We start from the raw sequence: 15890 nt of genomic DNA, 5'->3' as shown, positions 1-15890 counted from the left end.
AAGTAACTCACCGGTATCGATAAGGCAGTTACCAGGGAACTTCGGTCTTGACGAGGGGCGGACGAGTTTGATCCCAACGACGTCGTCTACCCACTACTATTCAATAAATCATCAAGATAGTCAGTTCGACGTGATGAATGCTGTAACGCATTTCGAGATTATACCTCGTATCGTCACTAATTTCCATTCAATCTTACAACCTTTACGTAATTGTAGGCTCAGTAAAATTTATTGTGTAGGGGTAACATCAAATAGAACGATGGTACGGAATACCAACCAGTCCAGAAGTCGACGATCGGTGTTGAAGGCCCTGGGAACGTGCGCCGCTGTTGGTACCATCCCTGTCGCGGGATCTGCACGTCCCGATAACACAGCTCAGTTCAAGGCGCTCTGGGAAGCCGGACTCGAGGTCCGTGAACACGCTGGGATTGATAAATGGAATCAGTGGCTCTCGAACCAGGGATTCACCACCCGACAGGTCCTGGCTCGAGACTACGTGACTCCAGGACAACCGAAACCCTCGAGTGATGGGTTCTCGACGCAGAACCTCGAGAAGAGTCACATCGATCGTGCTCTCACGGTTAGTAAGCATGACGGATACGAGGGAACGCACGTTGCGGACTTCTACTGGGACTGGGTCGTTCTCAGCTATAATCCCGGCGACGGTGAGCCGCCGAAAGACCCGGTTACTATCGGGTGGAACGACAACTTCTACGACCACGAGCAGAGCTACGTAAATGACTACGACTACAACACGTACGAATCAGATTCGGTCGAACTCTGGGAGAACCGACCAGAGGGGGCGACGTTCAAATACAAGGACGACCCGGTGAATTCGGACAAGACGTACACCGCGAACGTCGGAACGTACATGAATGCGGTCGGGAGCACGTCATCTCTCCGCGACGTAATATTTAATTACTACCATACCTGGGATCAAGTGGACATCACGGGCATCTCTTGGGGTTCGGGCGGTCCGGCCATCCAATTCGGAAACGAGAGAAAGCGATGGCTCCTCTCGACGGAAGTCGACGAGGGCGCTAATTACTACGACTAAGCTGAATTACACTTCTACGTCGACACCAGTTTCAAATATCCTCACAACAGGGGTGTGTCGTCGGGACCAATCTGCAGGGTCGAACGTGAACGCGCTGGTAAACCCGTCGACAGTAGCCACGATCGTGTACGTCTCTGCACCGACGTCTGGCCACTTCTCCGATACGATCTGACCGCTAGCGAGGCGGTATCGCTTTGAGAAGACCTCCCTGTCGTCTCCGATAATCGTGACGAGTACCTCCGCCGCCTCGTCACGGTCGTTTCGCACCTTGAACTCCTTGGGGACCGTACCGAAGATGGAACCGATGCAGCCTGCGAGGGAGACTGCTCCGACGAGCCCCGACCGGGTCAGTATTGCCCTCCTTCTCATATTCACATACACGATAGCAAATCGGTAAATATCTTCTTCTAACAATTTATCCGGCCTATCGTCGAACTGACTTCATTGCCCTCACCCATTTCGATCGAGCAGTCACTTCGGCGGCGCGTATCGGCGCGTACGATCGATCTTAGCGGTCCCTGCGATTGTATCTCTCGTCCCCACCGGAACCCTCTCACTGTCCTTGCGTCGCTAACGTCGGAAACGAGGGGGGTGTGGGTGGGGTGCGATGAGGTGAGATAGAAACGACCGTCAGCGCGGTCGTCACGCTCTGCCCACCGCTCCGGCCTTCTGTTCGGGTACGTTGCGAACCTCCTCTCCCTGCCTACGGTGTGACGTCGGACGAGGCGAATACAGTATATTCCGATAGAGTCACTCGATGAATCAAAATCAGGGCGGGTCGCTGTCGTCGAGACGCTATTTACGACGATCTCTGCCTGTCGGTGCTCTCGGATGTTCTCAAACGCTCTCACTGTCGATGGTGAGAGTGCTCTCTCCCAATCGTTCGTCCTCTGAAAGCGTGTCGTACACGAGTTCTGGGTCGTCCATCAGCCGATGGTCGATGTGGATGCCACCGCCTTTCCCATCGTTTTCTTTCTCTGATTCGAGGAGGCCGAGGAACGCCTGTTCCTTCAGGATATCACGGAAGCGACGCACGGATAACGGATCGAGGTCGATCTCTCGAGCGATGGCGAAATACTGGTCGTAGATCTCCGAGGTCGTGAACACGGATCGATCGTGCCGAAGTGAGAGCGCAGCGAGCGCCAGGAGTCCAGCCTTCGCTTGCATCGTCGCCGTCCGGGTCGTCTCCGTGAACCGGTCACGCTCGGCGAGCCGTCGAGCCTCCCGAACGTGTCGTTCGACGACCCGGTCTATCCCTTCCTTGTGCGCGAGTTTACCGGCGTGGCGGAGGATGTCGATCGCCTTGCGAGCGTCACCGTGTTCCTGCGCGGCGAACGCCGAACAGAGCGGGATGACGTCCTCGGAAAGCACCCCATCACGGAAGGCCTCACGCCGACGTTCGAGGATCTCGGTGAGCTGGTCGGCGTCATACGGCGGGAACGGTAGTTCCTTCGCGCGTAGCGAACTTACGGTCCGCTCGTCGAGGCGGCTGGGATACTGGAGCTTGTTCGACACGGCGATCACGCCGATTCGGGCGTTCGTATCGGCGTTTTCGCGCGCACGCGAGAGCCGCATCAGCGGATTGTGGGTGCTCAGCAGGTCAGCTTCGTCGAGGATAACGATCGCAACGTCGTACTGCTCGTCGAGCGCTTCCCAGAGGAGCTTCCAGTAGTTCGAGGCGCTCAGCCCCGTCAGGGGGACCGTCGAACCCGTCACGACGGGGTCGTTGAACGTTCGTGCGAGAGACGAAGCGACCTGTGTCTCGGTCGTATCCTGCGAGCAATCGATCCGTGTCGCACGAATTGTAACATCTTTCGGAGCGCTCTCCTGAATTCGTTGCGAGACCCAGCGAGAGACGAGCGACTTTCCGGTACCGGTCTTACCGTACACGATTACGTTCTCCGGGCTCGAGCAGAGGAGCGCGTCCTCCAGGTGCCCCGCGAGTGTGGTGATCTCCATATCTCGGCCGACGATCCGGCCGGGCTCGGGGACGTGGCTCGTCTCCAAGAGACGCCGATTGGCAAAGATCTCGTCCTGGACCGAGAAGAGCTTCTCTGGATCGAGTGGATCTCCGGCCATTCTTACACAGGTCTGTGAATATGAGTACATAAATCTACGGCCTTTGTTCGACCCAATTTCCGACGTAAAGGCCCACTAGATGCTTTTTTACGGCTAGATTCACGATCTTTCGATAAGTAACGATTCCCCTCGCTTCCGACGTTGTAGGCTCTAATGCGCCTGCCCCCTCCCCCCTCGTTTCCGACGTTGGTCGCATATTAATGGAATAGTGACTGACGCTGTAGCTGATGATACCTCCTCCTTTCCCGTCGTTTCCGGCCTCATGTTATCGACGGGTCAGTAGCGATGCGGGTAACGAAGCGGTGCCCCCTCCCCCCTCGTTTCCGACGTTAGGGTCCGGACGACAGACCTCCTTCGATGAGTTCCGTCACGTCGCGAACAGAGAATCCCCGGAGATGGACGGTAGATCCCTAGTGAGAGGCCGCCTCGGTTGCTTGGCGCTACACCGCTATCGAACGACCGCGATTCCCCACCGACTCGCAAGCGATCCTCCACTGATCCGCAAGCAATCCTCCACTGGCCCCGCAAACGATCCTTCCAACAACCGAACATAATCCTAGTAAGTTAAGTATATGCAATGCATACGTCACCGCAATGCGCTTCGCCAGACGAGGCGAAGACGAGGAGACTTCGCCGATATCTCTACTCCAGTAGAGACGCTACACTTCCGCTCTCGACTGTTCTCGCCGCGTTTCGTCACTCCTACGGTGGGTATCGAGGACTCTGTCGGTGTCGGCGACTTCCCTGCGATCACAACCTCCATTTCTACTGGAACCTCCTCGGTCCCCTCCTATAGCTAACGTCGGAAACAAGGGGTGTGTGGGTGGGGTAGAAATCGCTATCAGTGGGTCATGTGCAGTCGTCTACGGCGCGGTCGTCACGCTCTACCCGCCGCTGCGGTCGCTGCTGCTCGGGTACGTCTCGAACCTCGTTCCCCGGCCCGCGGCGTGACGTCCCGGCCCGCGGTGTGATGTGCCCCCGCTAGTCGACGCTTTCCCCTCGGATTCGCACCGCGGGAGGGGTTCGATTCGGCTTCGTGACTGTTTTCGTGGGGGGACCGTCTCAGTCGATGGATTTCGACGAGTCAGTATATATACCGGAACGTCTCACGTTATGCTTCTGATTAACGAAGTACGAACCGGGTCTACGTCGGGGTAGAATGCCAGGACTGTGCGGCGCGCTCGGTTCGACCGGGTGCGAGATCGACCACCTTCGGGACGGACTCCAGCGGTCCGACCGGGAACTCGCCTTCGACTACGACGAGGGCGACGTCCGGGTGTCCGTCGCCCGTCACGCGACCGCGGCGAGCGACCAGCCCGCTCGCGCGCCCGGGGACGCGTTCGTCTGGCTCTGGGGCGAGGTCCAGGGTCACGACGGGCCGAACGGGTACGTCCCCGCGACGCGCCACGAACGCGAGCGCCCCGCCGCCTACTGCGCGGACCTCTACGATCGCTTCGGAACGTCGTTCCTCGACGGGGCGAACGGCACCTTCGCCGGCGTCGTCTCGGACCCGGGTCGCGGCGTCGTCCACCTGTTCAGCGATCGGATGGGGTCGCACCCGCTCTACTACGCGCACGCGGGGGACGGGATCGCGTTCTCCTCGCACGTCCAGTCGCTCGCCGTCGCGGTTGACGCGGCGTTCGACGAGGAGACCCTCCCGGAGTACTTCACCACGGGACGGGTCTCCGGTACCCGGACGCCGTTCGTCGGCATCGAGGAGGTGCCGCCCTCGTCGGTGTTGACCGTCGACCTCGCGACGTGGGACGTGACGACCGAGCGCTACTGGACGCCCCGGTACCGGCCGGAAGACAGACCGTTCTCGGCGTTCGTCGACGAGTTCGTCGAGACGTTCGGGACGGTCATGGACGAGTACCTCGACGACGACCGTCGGTACGGCCTGCTGTTGAGCGGCGGGAGCGACTCGCGGCTGTTGCTCGCGGGGGCGGCCGACCGGGACGCAGTCGCGTACCACCTCTCCGACTGGCTGAGCGACGAGGCGAGCGTCGCGGAGCGCGCGGCACGGGCCGCGGGGTGCCCGTTCGTCTGGCTCAAGCGCGAGCGTGACCACCACCGGCGCTGCCTCGACGAGAACCCCCCGATGATGCCCTTCTACGGGCGCTTCGATCAGGCGCACACGGCGGGGTTCGACGACAGACTCGCCCGGGAGGTGGACGTCGTCCTCACGGGTCTCTACGCCGACGTGCTGTTCAAGGCCACGACCCTGCCGCAGCCGGCGGTCGACCTCGGGCCGCTCGGCTCGTTCACGCTTCCGATCGAGGAGTCGATCGACTCGGTCGAGGCGTACGTCGAGCGCTACGCCGAGCCGCTCCCGCCGTTTCTCGACGTCTCGACCACGATGGAGGAGGCGTTCGAGGCGAACGTCCGCGAGACGGATCGCGGCATCGAGCACCACGGCGTGGTCTACCCCTCGCTTCGCGAACTCGTCTCCCTGCGGGAGTTCTACCCGATGTCGAACGATCCGGACCTGTTCTACTTCGGGCTGACGCAGTCAGTGCCCCACTGGACGCCGTTCCTCGACAACCGGCTGATCGACCTCGCGTTGCGCTTCCCGATCAGGTACCAGCTCCGGCGCGACATCGTCAACGAGGCGATCGAGCGCCTCTCGCCCCCCCTCGCGGCCGTTCCGCACGCGAGCACCGGCGTGTCGCTCGATCGGTCGTTCGCCGCGCAGTACGTCGGCAAGTACCTCACCTCTATGCGGCGACGTCGCCGGAAGAACGAACCGGACGTTCCGTACTACTGCCACCGGCCGTGGGTCCACGGGCCGGAGCTGCTCCGCCACGATCGCTTCGCCATCGAGACGGTCCTCGAGCGGCGCGACCTGATCGAGGCGCTGCCGTTTCTCGACTGGGAGGGCGTCCTCGAGTGCTACCGTCGTCACGTCAACGGCGAGAACTTCTACTGGGAGCTGTTCATGCTCGTCGGCTTCCTCAGGATGCCCGGCGTCGAGCGCCTCGCCGGATCGGAACGACGGAACGACGGGGTCGACGGGATCGGCGGAACCGACGGAACCGGCGGACGTGACGGGGTCGACGGAGCCGATGGAGCCGGCGGGGAGGCCGCCGCGTCCGGCGTCGACGTGGACATCACCTTCGAGGACCTGGCATGAGCGACCGAAACCTCGAGACTCTCGTCGTCGGTATCGACGCGGCGTGTTCGGGCGTGCTCGATCCGCTGTTCGAGCGCGACCTCCTGCCGAACCTGCAGTCGCTCGTCGAGCGGGGGGTCAGCGGCCCGCTCGAATCGCAGGTGCCGCCGTGGACGCCGAGCGCGTGGCCGTCGCTGTTCACCGGGACGAATCCCGGCAAACACGGGGCGTACAGCTTCCTCCGGTACGAGGGCTACGACTGGGACGTCATCGACGCGACGGCGCTCCGCGAACCCGCGCTGTGGGACATCCTCGATCAGCACGGCCGGTCGAGCGTCGTCGTGAACGTGCCGGTGACCCACCCCCCGTCGGCGATCGACGGGGCGATCGTCCCCGGGTTCATCGCGCCGGAGTCCCCGGCCTGCCACCCCGAGGGGCTCCTGGAGGAACTGCGCGAGGCCATCGGCGGCTACCGCGTCTACTCGGAGGAGGAGTTCAACTCGCGGGCCGAGAAGGTCGCGAAACACGTCGAGTACCTGCGGCTCGTCCGGATGCGGGGGAAGGCGTTTCGCTACCTCTGTGAGCGGTTCGACCCCGACTTCGGGTTCCTCCAGTTCCAGCAGTCGGACACCGTCGTCCACGACCTCCCCGGCGACCTCGACGAACTGCAGGTGGTCTACCAGGCCATCGACGTGCAGATCGGTCGCGTCCTGGAGGAGTGCGATCCGGACACCGTGTTCGTCGTGAGCGACCACGGCATCGGTCCCTACGAGGGGATGGAGTTCCGCGTGAACGCCTTCCTGCGCGATCGGGGGTACCTGACGACGACGCGGTCCGGGCAGGGTCGGCCGTCGTGGGTGCCCATCTTCCACGACCAGCTCAGCGACGGGGGCGACGACGACGGCGGGTCGTCGGTCGCGACGCGGGCGCTCGATCGGGGGATGGCGCTCGCCGGTCGCGTCGGCCTCACGCCGGATCGTCTCGCGACGGTCCTGAAGCGAGTCGGCCTCGACGACCACGTCGCGCGCGTCGTCCCCGCGGGCCTCCTGCAGGCCGCCGCCGGTGAGGAGCAGGTCGACTTCGCCGACTCGCGGGCGTACATGCGCCTGCCGGTCGAACTCGGGGTCCGCATCAACCTGGAGGGGCGCGAGCCGAACGGGATCGTCCCGCCGGAGCGCTACGAGTCGCTCCGGGACGAACTCATCTCGCTGCTGAGCGGGGTGACGACGCCCGACGGTGCCCCCGTCTTCGAGCGCGTCGTCCGCCGGGAGGAGGTGTTCAGCGGCCCGGAGATCGAGGACGCCGTCGACGTCGTCACGATCCCGGCGGACTACGACCAGTTCCCCTCCGCGCGCCTCGGGGCCGACGTCTTCGGCCCGCCGAACGAGCCGTGGAACCACAAGCGCGACGGGATCTTCGTCGCCGCGGGGGCGGGCGTCGACGCGACCGCGAGCGTCGCCGGCGCGCACCTCCTCGACGTCGCGCCGACGGTGCTCGCCACCCTCGGGATCCCCGCCAGCGACCGCATGGACGGCCGGGTGCTCGATCCGGTCTCGCCCGTCGGCGTGCGGGAGTATCCCCGATCGGTCGCCCGCGACCGCGCCGGGAGCGACTCGGAGTACAGCGTCGAAAACCGCCTCGCAGACCTCGGCTACCTCGACTGAGCGAGACAGCACTATCAGATCCGACCATGAGCATCGAAATCACCCGCATCGACGAATCGGACCGCGAGACGTGGAACCGCTGCGCTGAGCAGTCGAACCAGACCAACCTCTTTCACCAGTACGAGGCGCTCGAACTCCTCGTCGCCCACTCGGGGGCGGACCTGACGCCCCTCGTCGGCTACAACGGCCAGGAGCCGGTGGGGATCATGCCGGTCTTCGAGGTCGAGCGCGGCCGCCGCTCGATCGTGAAGTGCCCGCCGTACATCTTAGAGAGCGTCCCGCTCGGCCCGGCGGTGTTGAACCTCGAGAAGATGAAGCGCCGGCGCGCAGAGCGCTACCTGCGGCAGTTCGTCGAAGGCTGTCTGGAGTGGACCGAGGAGGTGATCGACCCCGACGCGACGTACATCCGCCTCGGCGGGCGCTTCACCGACGTGCGGCCGTTCGTCTGGAGCGGCTACGACGCCACGCCGTACTACACCTACGTCGTCGACCTCACGCCCGGCGAGGAGGCGGTCATGGCGGAGTTCAGCCGCGACGCCCGGAGCAACATCCGCAACACGGAGGCCGACTTCGAGATCTACGAGGGCGGCGTCGAGGAGATCCGGACGATCGTCCGCCAGATCCGGGAGCGCCACGACGAGCAGGACAAGGAGTACCGGATCTACCCGGGGTTCGTCATCGACCTCTACGAGACGCTGCCGGAGGGGCAGGTCCGCCCCTACGTCTGCGAGTACGAGGGCGAGATCGTCTCCGGGATGATCACCCTCGAGTACGGCGACACCATCTACCGCTGGGAGGGCGGCGCGAAGTACGGCGGCGACATCCCCGCCGCGGACCTGCTCGACTGGCGCATCATGTCCGACGCGATGGACCGCGGCCTCGCGCGCTACGACCTCGTCGGCGCGAACATGCCCCGCCTCTGCAAGTACAAGGCGAAGTTCGGCCCCGAACCCGAGGTGTACTACAACGTCGAGAAGAAGGCCTCCCTCGACTCGTTCACGGAGGGTGCCCGCGCGCTCGCCTCGGACGTGATCGGGCGGACGGCGGAACTGCGAGAGCGGGTGAAGTGACCTGTCCGCGGGGTTGACGACCCTCCGACCCGGGTCGGACACCCCACCGCTTCACGTGAACGACGGCGGTACGGCGGCTGTATGCGCTAATCCTCGGCGACGTCAGCCCGATGTCGGACGCCCCTCGTTTTCAGTGAAAGCAAGTAAAAGAGTGTCCCTCACTAGCCGCCAACAGCTCTCGATTATTATATAATCAACTGTATAGGCAATGAATGTAGTATGGTAGCGTATACCTACGCAAAGAGGCCTTAAGTCAACGGATTAGGGTTAGGAGGTGGTACAGGCGCTTTCCATCCATGTACTAACCGCTCTCTGGAGGTTAGAACCGAGACACGATCCCAAACGTTTCACTGAAAACGAGGGGTGTGGGATCAACCTCCGATACCCGCAGAATGTCGATCATTACTATCAACGATACGAGCGGACGATGTCGAACCGAGTCGAACGTCTCTATACTACTACCGTGGCGCTTCACTCGAAGTGGTGGGGTGTCTCCGCCTTCGATCGGCGGTGGTTCTTCGCTACAGTGACCCCCATCTACTGGTCGGATGCAACCGCCACTTCCAGTTTTGCCAGTGATGGTGTTATTTATATACCACACACACTCCACCTCTGCCAGTAAAACGCACGGATCCGTTCACCGTCCTGAGAAAGTCTCTTTAGAAACAAAATGTTTAGTATGGAATAGTCGAAATGGGTCCGTACTGGGGATGTTTTAGGAAGGAAATCAGCCTCGGGCTGATCGTAGATCGGACGGGGTATTCGGAGTCTGACTTTCACGAGTAGTTTACTGGCATGAGTGGAGTGTGTGTGGTATATATGTGGATGGAGTACTGGAAGGAACGGTCCGTAATTGGCGTTACTGGTGTTACTGGAACACTTGGTTTTATTAGTGTTCGTGAATCGAGCATAGTATGAGTCGATTTGATCGGGATGATTACATTTTCAGAGATCAAGACGTACTTGATACGGGGTACGAACCTGAGGAGTTAGAGGAACGGGATGACGAACTTGATGCGTACGCGAACGCTCTCCGTCCCGTCATCAAGGGGTGGAACCCGAACAACATCTTCGTCTACGGGGACACTGGCATCGGTAAAACTGTCACGACACACGCCATTCTCAAGGATCTCTATGAGGCATCCGAACAGTACGACGATCTCGGCCTCAATATCATCGAGTTGAACTGTACGAACACGACGTCCTCGTATCAGGTCGCCATTCATCTCGTGAACGAGATTCGAAAACCCGAAGACGAGAAAGAGCCGCTTACCACGGTTACGACGAGACGTGAGCCGATGAGCGAGACTGGGTATCAAGCAAAGCGGGTCTTCAACGAGTTATACAAGGACCTCAACGACATCGGCGGAACGATTCTGATCGTCCTCGACGAAATAGATAGCATCGGAGATGACGATGCTCTGCTCTATGAACTTCCGCGGGCGCACACGATCACCTTTCGAAACTCAACATGAAATCGATCATCTGTCTCGTCGAGACGGGCGGCCGAGGGAACTTCAACGCCTACGAACTCGACGTCTCGTTGGGATCCGCCATCGATGCCCTGGAATCCGAGTTCGGAGAACTCGACGTACTGCGGGAAAAAGCGAAGTATAACGAAAAACTGTCCGACTATTAACGTCCGTGCTACCTGCTTTACCCATCTCCTCCCCTCACTCGTTCACCCCTTAGCAGAACTGTCGAGCGAACGCAACCGTCCTTTCCAGTAGATCCGAACCTGGCTATCGTCTCTCGGTTTCCACTGGCAAAAGTAGAGTGTCTGGCGTCGCTCTGATCTTACGATAACTGTCTATCGTGATCCCCCGTGACGAAACGACCTCCTCTGCCAGTTTCGCCAGTACCCACTCCACGACTGCCAGTTACCGAAGTCGAACGTCTCTTTCTACACATATCATACTAAACTAGAAAGTCAGTGACTAATCGACTACTCTCGGTTCCAGATTAGGGTATTGCGCCCAGTACTCACTCGGTACGAGGTGTCCGTCGTGGATCTCGTCGGTCGGTGACTCCCTACCTGAGGGTACTAACAGCCCCACATCTCACTCGGTACGAGGTGTGTCCTCCGTCGTTCTCCGTCGCTCTGGCCGGCGGAACGATCCCCGCTTCCGAAAACGCTCGTACGGATACCTGCGACCTGCGTCGGGGAAACCGGACGGGACGACGGAGGCGTCCGCACGCCCGCCCCAGTCGACGTATTCGATCCTCCCCCCGCGACTATCCGCGCTCGGAGCGATTCGCCCTCGGCGACCAGTCGCGTGCTGTCACTCTCCCGAACACTGTGACTGCGTTACACACTTAGCCCGGGCGGCGTGGCGAGCGCATGCGCCTAGCTGTAACGGGTATGGGGCCGCCACCCATAGCAGACCTCGTGGGCATGACAGGCACACGAACCGAGGAACGCACCGAAGAACGAACCGACGACGTTGCGAACGCCGAAATCATCGAACTCAACTTCGCCGAGGAACACCTGGCGGGCATCGTGTCGGGCCTGCAGACGCGCGGGGTCGTCACCGACGACGACGCCGCCGAGTTCTCGACCCGGGTCCAGGCGCTCACCGACGAGCTTCGCGGCCGTCTGGTGGGTAGCTCGATCCGGTAGGGACGGGCGACACCACGGCGGAGTTGACCCATCGAGCCAATGACTACAGGAGACGCGGAGATCGACTTCTCTCGTGCCGTTCGAGCGGATCGGCCGCCGTCGGACGATCACGACGATCACGACGATCACGACGACGGCGACGACGACGGCGACGCTAGCGATGCTAACGATGCTAACGATGCTAGCGACGCTAGCGACCGTCACAACGAGTACGACGACCACGACACCTGGAGACGGCGCGACCGGGAGCTAGCCGTCGACGGCCTCAGGCCGGGCGACCGGATCGAGCACGACGACGGCCGGACGTGGCACGTCGTCGCGGCGACGACGCGCACCGTCCGCGTGCGGATGCCCGACGACCGGCAGTTCTGGATCCCGCGGGACAGCCTCCGTCGGCAACTCCGGGACGAGCCGGTCGCGTTCGTCCCGGCAGTCCCGTTCTGAGCCCCCGGCGAACGCAGAACCGGGCGGAACGGGGACGTCCGGTCGACCACCGAGCCGAACGTGAAGTCGGTCCAGTCGGTCGTCGATCGACGCGCGTTCGGGCTAATTTCCCCCTCTGACTCTCTACGAACAACATACACTCGACGAGAACTTTTCTACGAATTATTATTTCAAATGGGTACTATCAAGATAAACAGATAGTTTTTTCTTCCGTCGATCCTGCGTGACTACCGACGCGTCGGCCTGTCAGTCGTCGGGGGACAACATCCCGCTCGGCGATCGCCCCACCTCGTCGCCTTCCACCACGCATGAGTACGAACGCAGTCACCGAGAAACCGTCCCTCGCGGAGAGCGAGGTGTACGACATCCTGCAGAACGGGCGTCGTCGGCACACGATCGAGCAGTTGCGCCGTCACGGCCCGAGCGTCGAGATCGCGGCCCTCGCGGAGGCGGTCGCCGCGGCGGAGACGGGCGAGGCGCCGCCCCCGCGGAACGTCCGCCAGAGCGTCTACAACTCGCTGCACCAGTCGCACCTCCCCCGCCTCGATCGGTGCGGCGTCGTCGAGTACGATCGCGAGCGGAAGATCGTGACGCTCACCGAGCGGGCGGCGGCGGTCGAGCGGTACATGGGACTCGATCAGGCTCCCGAGGTGCCGTGGGACCTGCTCTACCTGCTCTGTGGGCTCGTCGGGTTCGGCGTCGTGACCGGTGCCGCCCTCGGGCTGCCGGGGATCGCTGCCGTCCCCGCAGTCGCGTGGTCCGGCCTCTTCTTCGCGCTCCTCGTCGGCGTCCGTCTCCTCCAGGAGGCGGACCGACGGACGGGCGTCGTCTCCGCCCGCCTCTGATCGCGGTGCTCCCGCGACCGAACCTGGGGTGTCGAGATCGAACCGGGAGCGACGGGTCAGTCGCGGGCGAGGACGTTCACGCAGCTGACCGCGCCGGTGGCGTTGCGACCGATGCCGATGTTGTGCTGGAGGCCGACCTCGGGTGCGTCGACCTGCACGTCGCCCGCCTCGCCGCGGAGCTGTTCGAAGATCTCGGCGATCTGCGCGACGCCCGTCGCGCCGATGGGGTGGCCCTTCGAGAGCAGTCCGCCGGAGGGGTTCACGGGCGTGTCGCCGTCGAGGTGGGGGTGGCCCTCCTCGACGAACCGCCCGCCCTCTCCGTCGGCGCAGAGGCCGAGGTCCTCGTAGGTGATGAGTTCCGTGATGGAGAAGCAGTCGTGGACCTCTGCGACGTCGACGTCGTCGGGGCCGATCCCCGCCCGTTCGTAGGCCTGACTGGAAGCTTGCCGGGTCGCCGGGAAGTTCGACAGCGCGAGGTCGTCGCCGCGCTGGAACGAGTCGGCAGAGAGGCCCCACCCGGCGTGGCGGATCGGGTCGTCGGTGAACTCGCGTGCGCGGTCCTCGCTCGCGAGGAGCACCGCGCACGCCCCGTCGGTGACCGGACAGCAGTCGTAGAGGTTGAGCGGATAGCTCACGGTCGGCGATTCGCGGACGTCCTCGACGGAGCACTCGAACTGCTGGTGGGCGTAGGGGTACTTCACGCCGTTGGCGTGGTTCTTCACCGACACCTCGGCGATCTGCTCGCGCGTCGTGCCGTACTGGTCCATGTGGCGGGTCGCGCGCATGCCGAAGTACGCGGGCATCGTGACGCCCCGCCCGCGCCAGAGGCGCTCGAGCGCGGCGCTCCCGATGAGTCCGGCGGTGTCGTCGAGCATCTTCTCCGCGCCGATGACGAGCGCGACGTCCGCCGCGCCGGACTGGACGGCCAGCGAGGCGTTGCGGAAGGCGTCGCTGCCGGTCGCGCAGGCGTTCTCGACGCGCGTGATCGGCGTCTCGAACAGCCCGGTCGCGTGCGCGAGCGCCGATCCGGACGAGCCCTCGCCCGCGATGTCGATGGTGCCGTACCACGCGGCGTCGATGTCGCTCGGAGCGACCCCCCCGTCCACGCCGTCGAGGAGGTTCAGGTACGCCTCCTCCAGCATGTCGTCGAAGGACTTCTCGTACAGCTCCCCGAACTCGATGATCCCCGAGCCGACGACGTAGGCGTCCCGGGTCATCGCCCGTCACCTCCGTCCCTCCCACCGGGGTCGGCACCCGCTCTTTCGCCGTCGCCGGTTCCGCTGTCGCCGGTCCCGTCGCCGCTATTGTCGTCCGTCCTGTCGCTATCGCCCTTCGTCGCGCGCGGGACGCCGAACTTGAAGGAGTTGATCGGCCGGGAGCCGTCGGCGAACAGTTCCCGGAAGCGCGCCTCGACCTCGGTGCCCACGTCGATCTCCGCTAAATGCGTCTCGGTCAGCAGGCCGTACGCCCGGGCCGCCTCGCCGTTCCCGTCGACCTGCGGGAGGTCGACGATGGCGACGGGCTGTGGCGTCTCGATGTCGTCGGGGAGGTACTGCTGGACGACGAAGGTCTTGATCTCGCCGCGCTCGGCCAGTCCCACCTCCTCGAAGTCCGCGGGCGCGCTGCCACAGCGTTTGCACGTGCGTTTCTCCTCCGGGAACGACACCCAGCCGCAGTCCTGGCACTCGAAGCCGACGAGGCGCTGGTCCTGTCGCTTCGTGCGCTGATAGCGCGGACCGCTCACGCGCGGTTCACCCCCTGATACTCGACGGGCTCGCGGTACTCCAGGTGCTTCGCGTAAGTGACGTACTCCTTGGCGTCGAGCAGGTCGGCGACGGTCTCGCCTCGCTTACCCGCCTCGCCGACCTCGAACGCGACGGCGTCAGCCCCGCCCGCGCCGTAGCAGACCGCGAGCGCGGGCGTCCCCGGCTCCGAGGTCTCGAGCAGGTGCGCGAGGTCGAGAAGGAGGGAGGCCGTTCCGGCCGAGCCGACGGCGTCGAACGTGCTCACGTGCTCGGCTTCGACGCCGCCGAGGACGGTTCGCGCCAGCCGGGCGTCGGGGGCGCAGGCGACGGCCCGCGCGGGCGCATCGATCTCCGCCGACGCCAGCGCGCGCTCGACGGCGGCCTCGGCCGCCGGGCGAGCGCCGTACCGCCGTTCGAAGCGCGCGTCGCCCCCGATCGCGGGCTCGCCGTGCTCGCGGTGGCGCTCGACGAACCCCGTGGTCTCCTGGCCCCACCCGGTGAGCGTCGCGGCGGGCGCGTCCCCGGCGTCCGTTGCGTCGGCGTCCGTCGCGTCGGCGTCCGTCGCGTCGACGTTCGCACTCTCGCCGGCGACGTTTCCGCGACCGGCGTCGGGCGCGACGACGACTGCCCCCGCGCCCGCCCCGGCGTACGCCTCGCCGCCATCCCCCGATTCCGCCGGGAGGACGTCGCTCGCGACGACGATCGCGCGCTCGCCGGTCGCCTCGACGAACGCGCGGGCGGCGAACAACGCGTCCGCGGCCGCCCGCGGGGTCGCCCGGAAGTCGCCCGTGCGCACGTCGCCGGTCGCGTCGAAGCGGTAGGCGACGTGCGCGGCGATCCCGTGCTCCGCGAGCGGGTCGGTGACGCTCGCGGCGAAGACCGCGCCGAGGTCTCCCCCTTCGATACCTGCCCGCGCGAGCGCCGTCCCGGCGGCCTCGCAGGCCATCGTGACGTGGTTCTCGTCGCGCGCGGGGACGGCGCTCTCGCCGCGGCCGGACCCGCCGTGCTGGGCCGCGATCGTCTCGCGCTCGATGCGGTAGAGGGGGACGTAGCCGCCGCACCCGGCGATTACGACCACGTTCCACCTCCGTCCACTATCTTGCGTCGTGATGACATACCACTGGTAGCTTACCAGCGGGTCAGTAATAGCTTCTGGTGATGGCAGTTCACTCCGGGCCGACGCCGTCTCGGCCCGGTTTGGAGTCCGCCGGGTCGGGTACCTCCCGCGTGAGAGGTCCCGGTGTTCGCGCCGCGGAG

Annotated in this window: 14 protein-coding genes and 1 pseudogene; 10 read left to right on the top strand and 5 right to left on the bottom strand. The window is 63.9% G+C overall.

Going from position 1 to position 15890, the window contains the following annotated elements; all coding sequences use genetic code 11:
- The first annotated feature begins 259 nt into the window (after nucleotides 1-259).
- On the top strand, nucleotides 260-1057 hold the full coding sequence (locus NKI68_RS23315; RefSeq protein WP_254547422.1) for a hypothetical protein: 798 nt from the start codon (nucleotides 260-262) through the stop codon (nucleotides 1055-1057).
- 6 nt (nucleotides 1058-1063) lie between these two features.
- On the opposite strand, the gene NKI68_RS23310 is transcribed toward NKI68_RS23315, so the two are convergent.
- Entirely contained in the window at nucleotides 1064-1426 is a 363-nt protein-coding gene (locus NKI68_RS23310; RefSeq protein ID WP_254547421.1) for an Ig-like domain-containing protein, read from the bottom strand.
- 468 nt (nucleotides 1427-1894) lie between these two features.
- Entirely contained in the window at nucleotides 1895-3136 is a 1242-nt protein-coding gene (locus NKI68_RS23305) for an orc1/cdc6 family replication initiation protein (protein ID WP_254547420.1), read from the bottom strand.
- An 819-nt stretch (nucleotides 3137-3955) separates the two neighbouring features.
- On the opposite strand from NKI68_RS23305, the gene NKI68_RS23665 reads away from it, so the two are divergent.
- The 9 genes and pseudogenes from NKI68_RS23665 to NKI68_RS23265 all read left to right on the top strand — a co-directional run bounded on the left by NKI68_RS23665 (nucleotide 3956) and on the right by NKI68_RS23265 (nucleotide 12888).
- The gene (locus tag NKI68_RS23665) at nucleotides 3956-4087 is read left to right on the top strand and encodes a hypothetical protein (protein ID WP_256562737.1); all 132 of its coding nucleotides are present in this window, start codon (nucleotides 3956-3958) and stop codon (nucleotides 4085-4087) included.
- Between the two features lie 208 nt (nucleotides 4088-4295).
- Complete coding sequence (locus NKI68_RS23300) at nucleotides 4296-6266, top strand: asparagine synthase-related protein (protein ID WP_254547419.1); 1971 nt, start codon at nucleotides 4296-4298, stop codon at nucleotides 6264-6266.
- Nucleotides 6263-7909: an alkaline phosphatase family protein gene (locus NKI68_RS23295; RefSeq protein WP_254547418.1), complete on the top strand. Its 1647-nt coding sequence runs from the start codon at nucleotides 6263-6265 to the stop codon at nucleotides 7907-7909. The genes NKI68_RS23300 and NKI68_RS23295 overlap by 4 nt, the downstream gene beginning before the upstream one ends.
- 26 nt (nucleotides 7910-7935) lie before the next feature.
- The gene (locus NKI68_RS23290) at nucleotides 7936-8979 is read left to right on the top strand and encodes a lipid II:glycine glycyltransferase FemX (RefSeq protein ID WP_254547417.1); all 1044 of its coding nucleotides are present in this window, start codon (nucleotides 7936-7938) and stop codon (nucleotides 8977-8979) included.
- Between the two features lie 914 nt (nucleotides 8980-9893).
- Nucleotides 9894-10430 (top strand): annotated as a pseudogene (locus NKI68_RS23285) (AAA family ATPase); the annotation flags it as partial.
- A 20-nt stretch (nucleotides 10431-10450) separates the two neighbouring features.
- Nucleotides 10451-10618 (top strand): hypothetical protein, encoded by a 168-nt coding sequence (locus NKI68_RS23280; protein ID WP_254547415.1) that lies wholly within the window; start codon nucleotides 10451-10453, stop codon nucleotides 10616-10618.
- 756 nt (nucleotides 10619-11374) lie between these two features.
- Complete coding sequence (locus NKI68_RS23275; RefSeq protein ID WP_254547414.1) at nucleotides 11375-11599, top strand: hypothetical protein; 225 nt, start codon at nucleotides 11375-11377, stop codon at nucleotides 11597-11599.
- Between the two features lie 39 nt (nucleotides 11600-11638).
- Nucleotides 11639-12043, top strand: a complete 405-nt coding sequence (locus tag NKI68_RS23270) for a hypothetical protein (RefSeq protein WP_254547413.1) — start codon at nucleotides 11639-11641, stop codon at nucleotides 12041-12043.
- A 308-nt stretch (nucleotides 12044-12351) separates the two neighbouring features.
- Nucleotides 12352-12888 (top strand): DUF7344 domain-containing protein, encoded by a 537-nt coding sequence (locus NKI68_RS23265; protein ID WP_254547412.1) that lies wholly within the window; start codon nucleotides 12352-12354, stop codon nucleotides 12886-12888.
- A 56-nt stretch (nucleotides 12889-12944) separates the two neighbouring features.
- Here NKI68_RS23265 and NKI68_RS23260 read toward each other — a convergent pair whose 3' ends face one another.
- From NKI68_RS23260 to NKI68_RS23250, 3 genes are read right to left on the bottom strand one after another with little or no spacing between them, the layout of a single operon-like run.
- The gene (locus NKI68_RS23260; RefSeq protein WP_254547411.1) at nucleotides 12945-14105 is read right to left on the bottom strand and encodes a thiolase C-terminal domain-containing protein; all 1161 of its coding nucleotides are present in this window, start codon (nucleotides 14103-14105) and stop codon (nucleotides 12945-12947) included.
- Complete coding sequence (locus NKI68_RS23255) at nucleotides 14102-14632, bottom strand: Zn-ribbon domain-containing OB-fold protein (RefSeq protein ID WP_254547410.1); 531 nt, start codon at nucleotides 14630-14632, stop codon at nucleotides 14102-14104. The genes NKI68_RS23260 and NKI68_RS23255 overlap by 4 nt, the downstream gene beginning before the upstream one ends.
- Nucleotides 14629-15711, bottom strand: a complete 1083-nt coding sequence (locus tag NKI68_RS23250; protein ID WP_254547409.1) for a hypothetical protein — start codon at nucleotides 15709-15711, stop codon at nucleotides 14629-14631. The genes NKI68_RS23255 and NKI68_RS23250 overlap by 4 nt, the downstream gene beginning before the upstream one ends.
- Nucleotides 15712-15890 lie beyond the last annotated feature (179 nt).

The sequence above is a fragment of the Halomarina pelagica genome (genome assembly GCF_024228315.1).
Lineage (GTDB): Archaea > Halobacteriota > Halobacteria > Halobacteriales > Haloarculaceae > Halomarina > Halomarina pelagica.
The sequence above is the reverse complement of the archived record's forward strand: the minus strand, read 5'-3'. Positions and strand labels throughout refer to the sequence as shown.

Excerpts from the sequence above, each read along its gene's own strand:
- NKI68_RS23315 (WP_254547422.1), top strand. The coding sequence starts at position 260 with ATGGTACGGAATACCAACCAGTCCAGAAGTCGACGATCGGTGTTGAAG.
- NKI68_RS23310 (WP_254547421.1), bottom strand. The coding sequence starts at position 1,426 with ATGAGAAGGAGGGCAATACTGACCCGGTCGGGGCTCGTCGGAGCAGTC.
- NKI68_RS23305 (WP_254547420.1), bottom strand. The coding sequence starts at position 3,136 with ATGGCCGGAGATCCACTCGATCCAGAGAAGCTCTTCTCGGTCCAGGAC.
- NKI68_RS23300 (WP_254547419.1), top strand. The coding sequence starts at position 4,296 with ATGCCAGGACTGTGCGGCGCGCTCGGTTCGACCGGGTGCGAGATCGAC.
- NKI68_RS23295 (WP_254547418.1), top strand. The coding sequence starts at position 6,263 with ATGAGCGACCGAAACCTCGAGACTCTCGTCGTCGGTATCGACGCGGCG.
- NKI68_RS23290 (WP_254547417.1), top strand. The coding sequence starts at position 7,936 with ATGAGCATCGAAATCACCCGCATCGACGAATCGGACCGCGAGACGTGG.
- NKI68_RS23280 (WP_254547415.1), top strand. The coding sequence starts at position 10,451 with ATGAAATCGATCATCTGTCTCGTCGAGACGGGCGGCCGAGGGAACTTC.
- NKI68_RS23275 (WP_254547414.1), top strand. The coding sequence starts at position 11,375 with ATGACAGGCACACGAACCGAGGAACGCACCGAAGAACGAACCGACGAC.
- NKI68_RS23270 (WP_254547413.1), top strand. The coding sequence starts at position 11,639 with ATGACTACAGGAGACGCGGAGATCGACTTCTCTCGTGCCGTTCGAGCG.
- NKI68_RS23265 (WP_254547412.1), top strand. The coding sequence starts at position 12,352 with ATGAGTACGAACGCAGTCACCGAGAAACCGTCCCTCGCGGAGAGCGAG.
- NKI68_RS23260 (WP_254547411.1), bottom strand. The coding sequence starts at position 14,105 with ATGACCCGGGACGCCTACGTCGTCGGCTCGGGGATCATCGAGTTCGGG.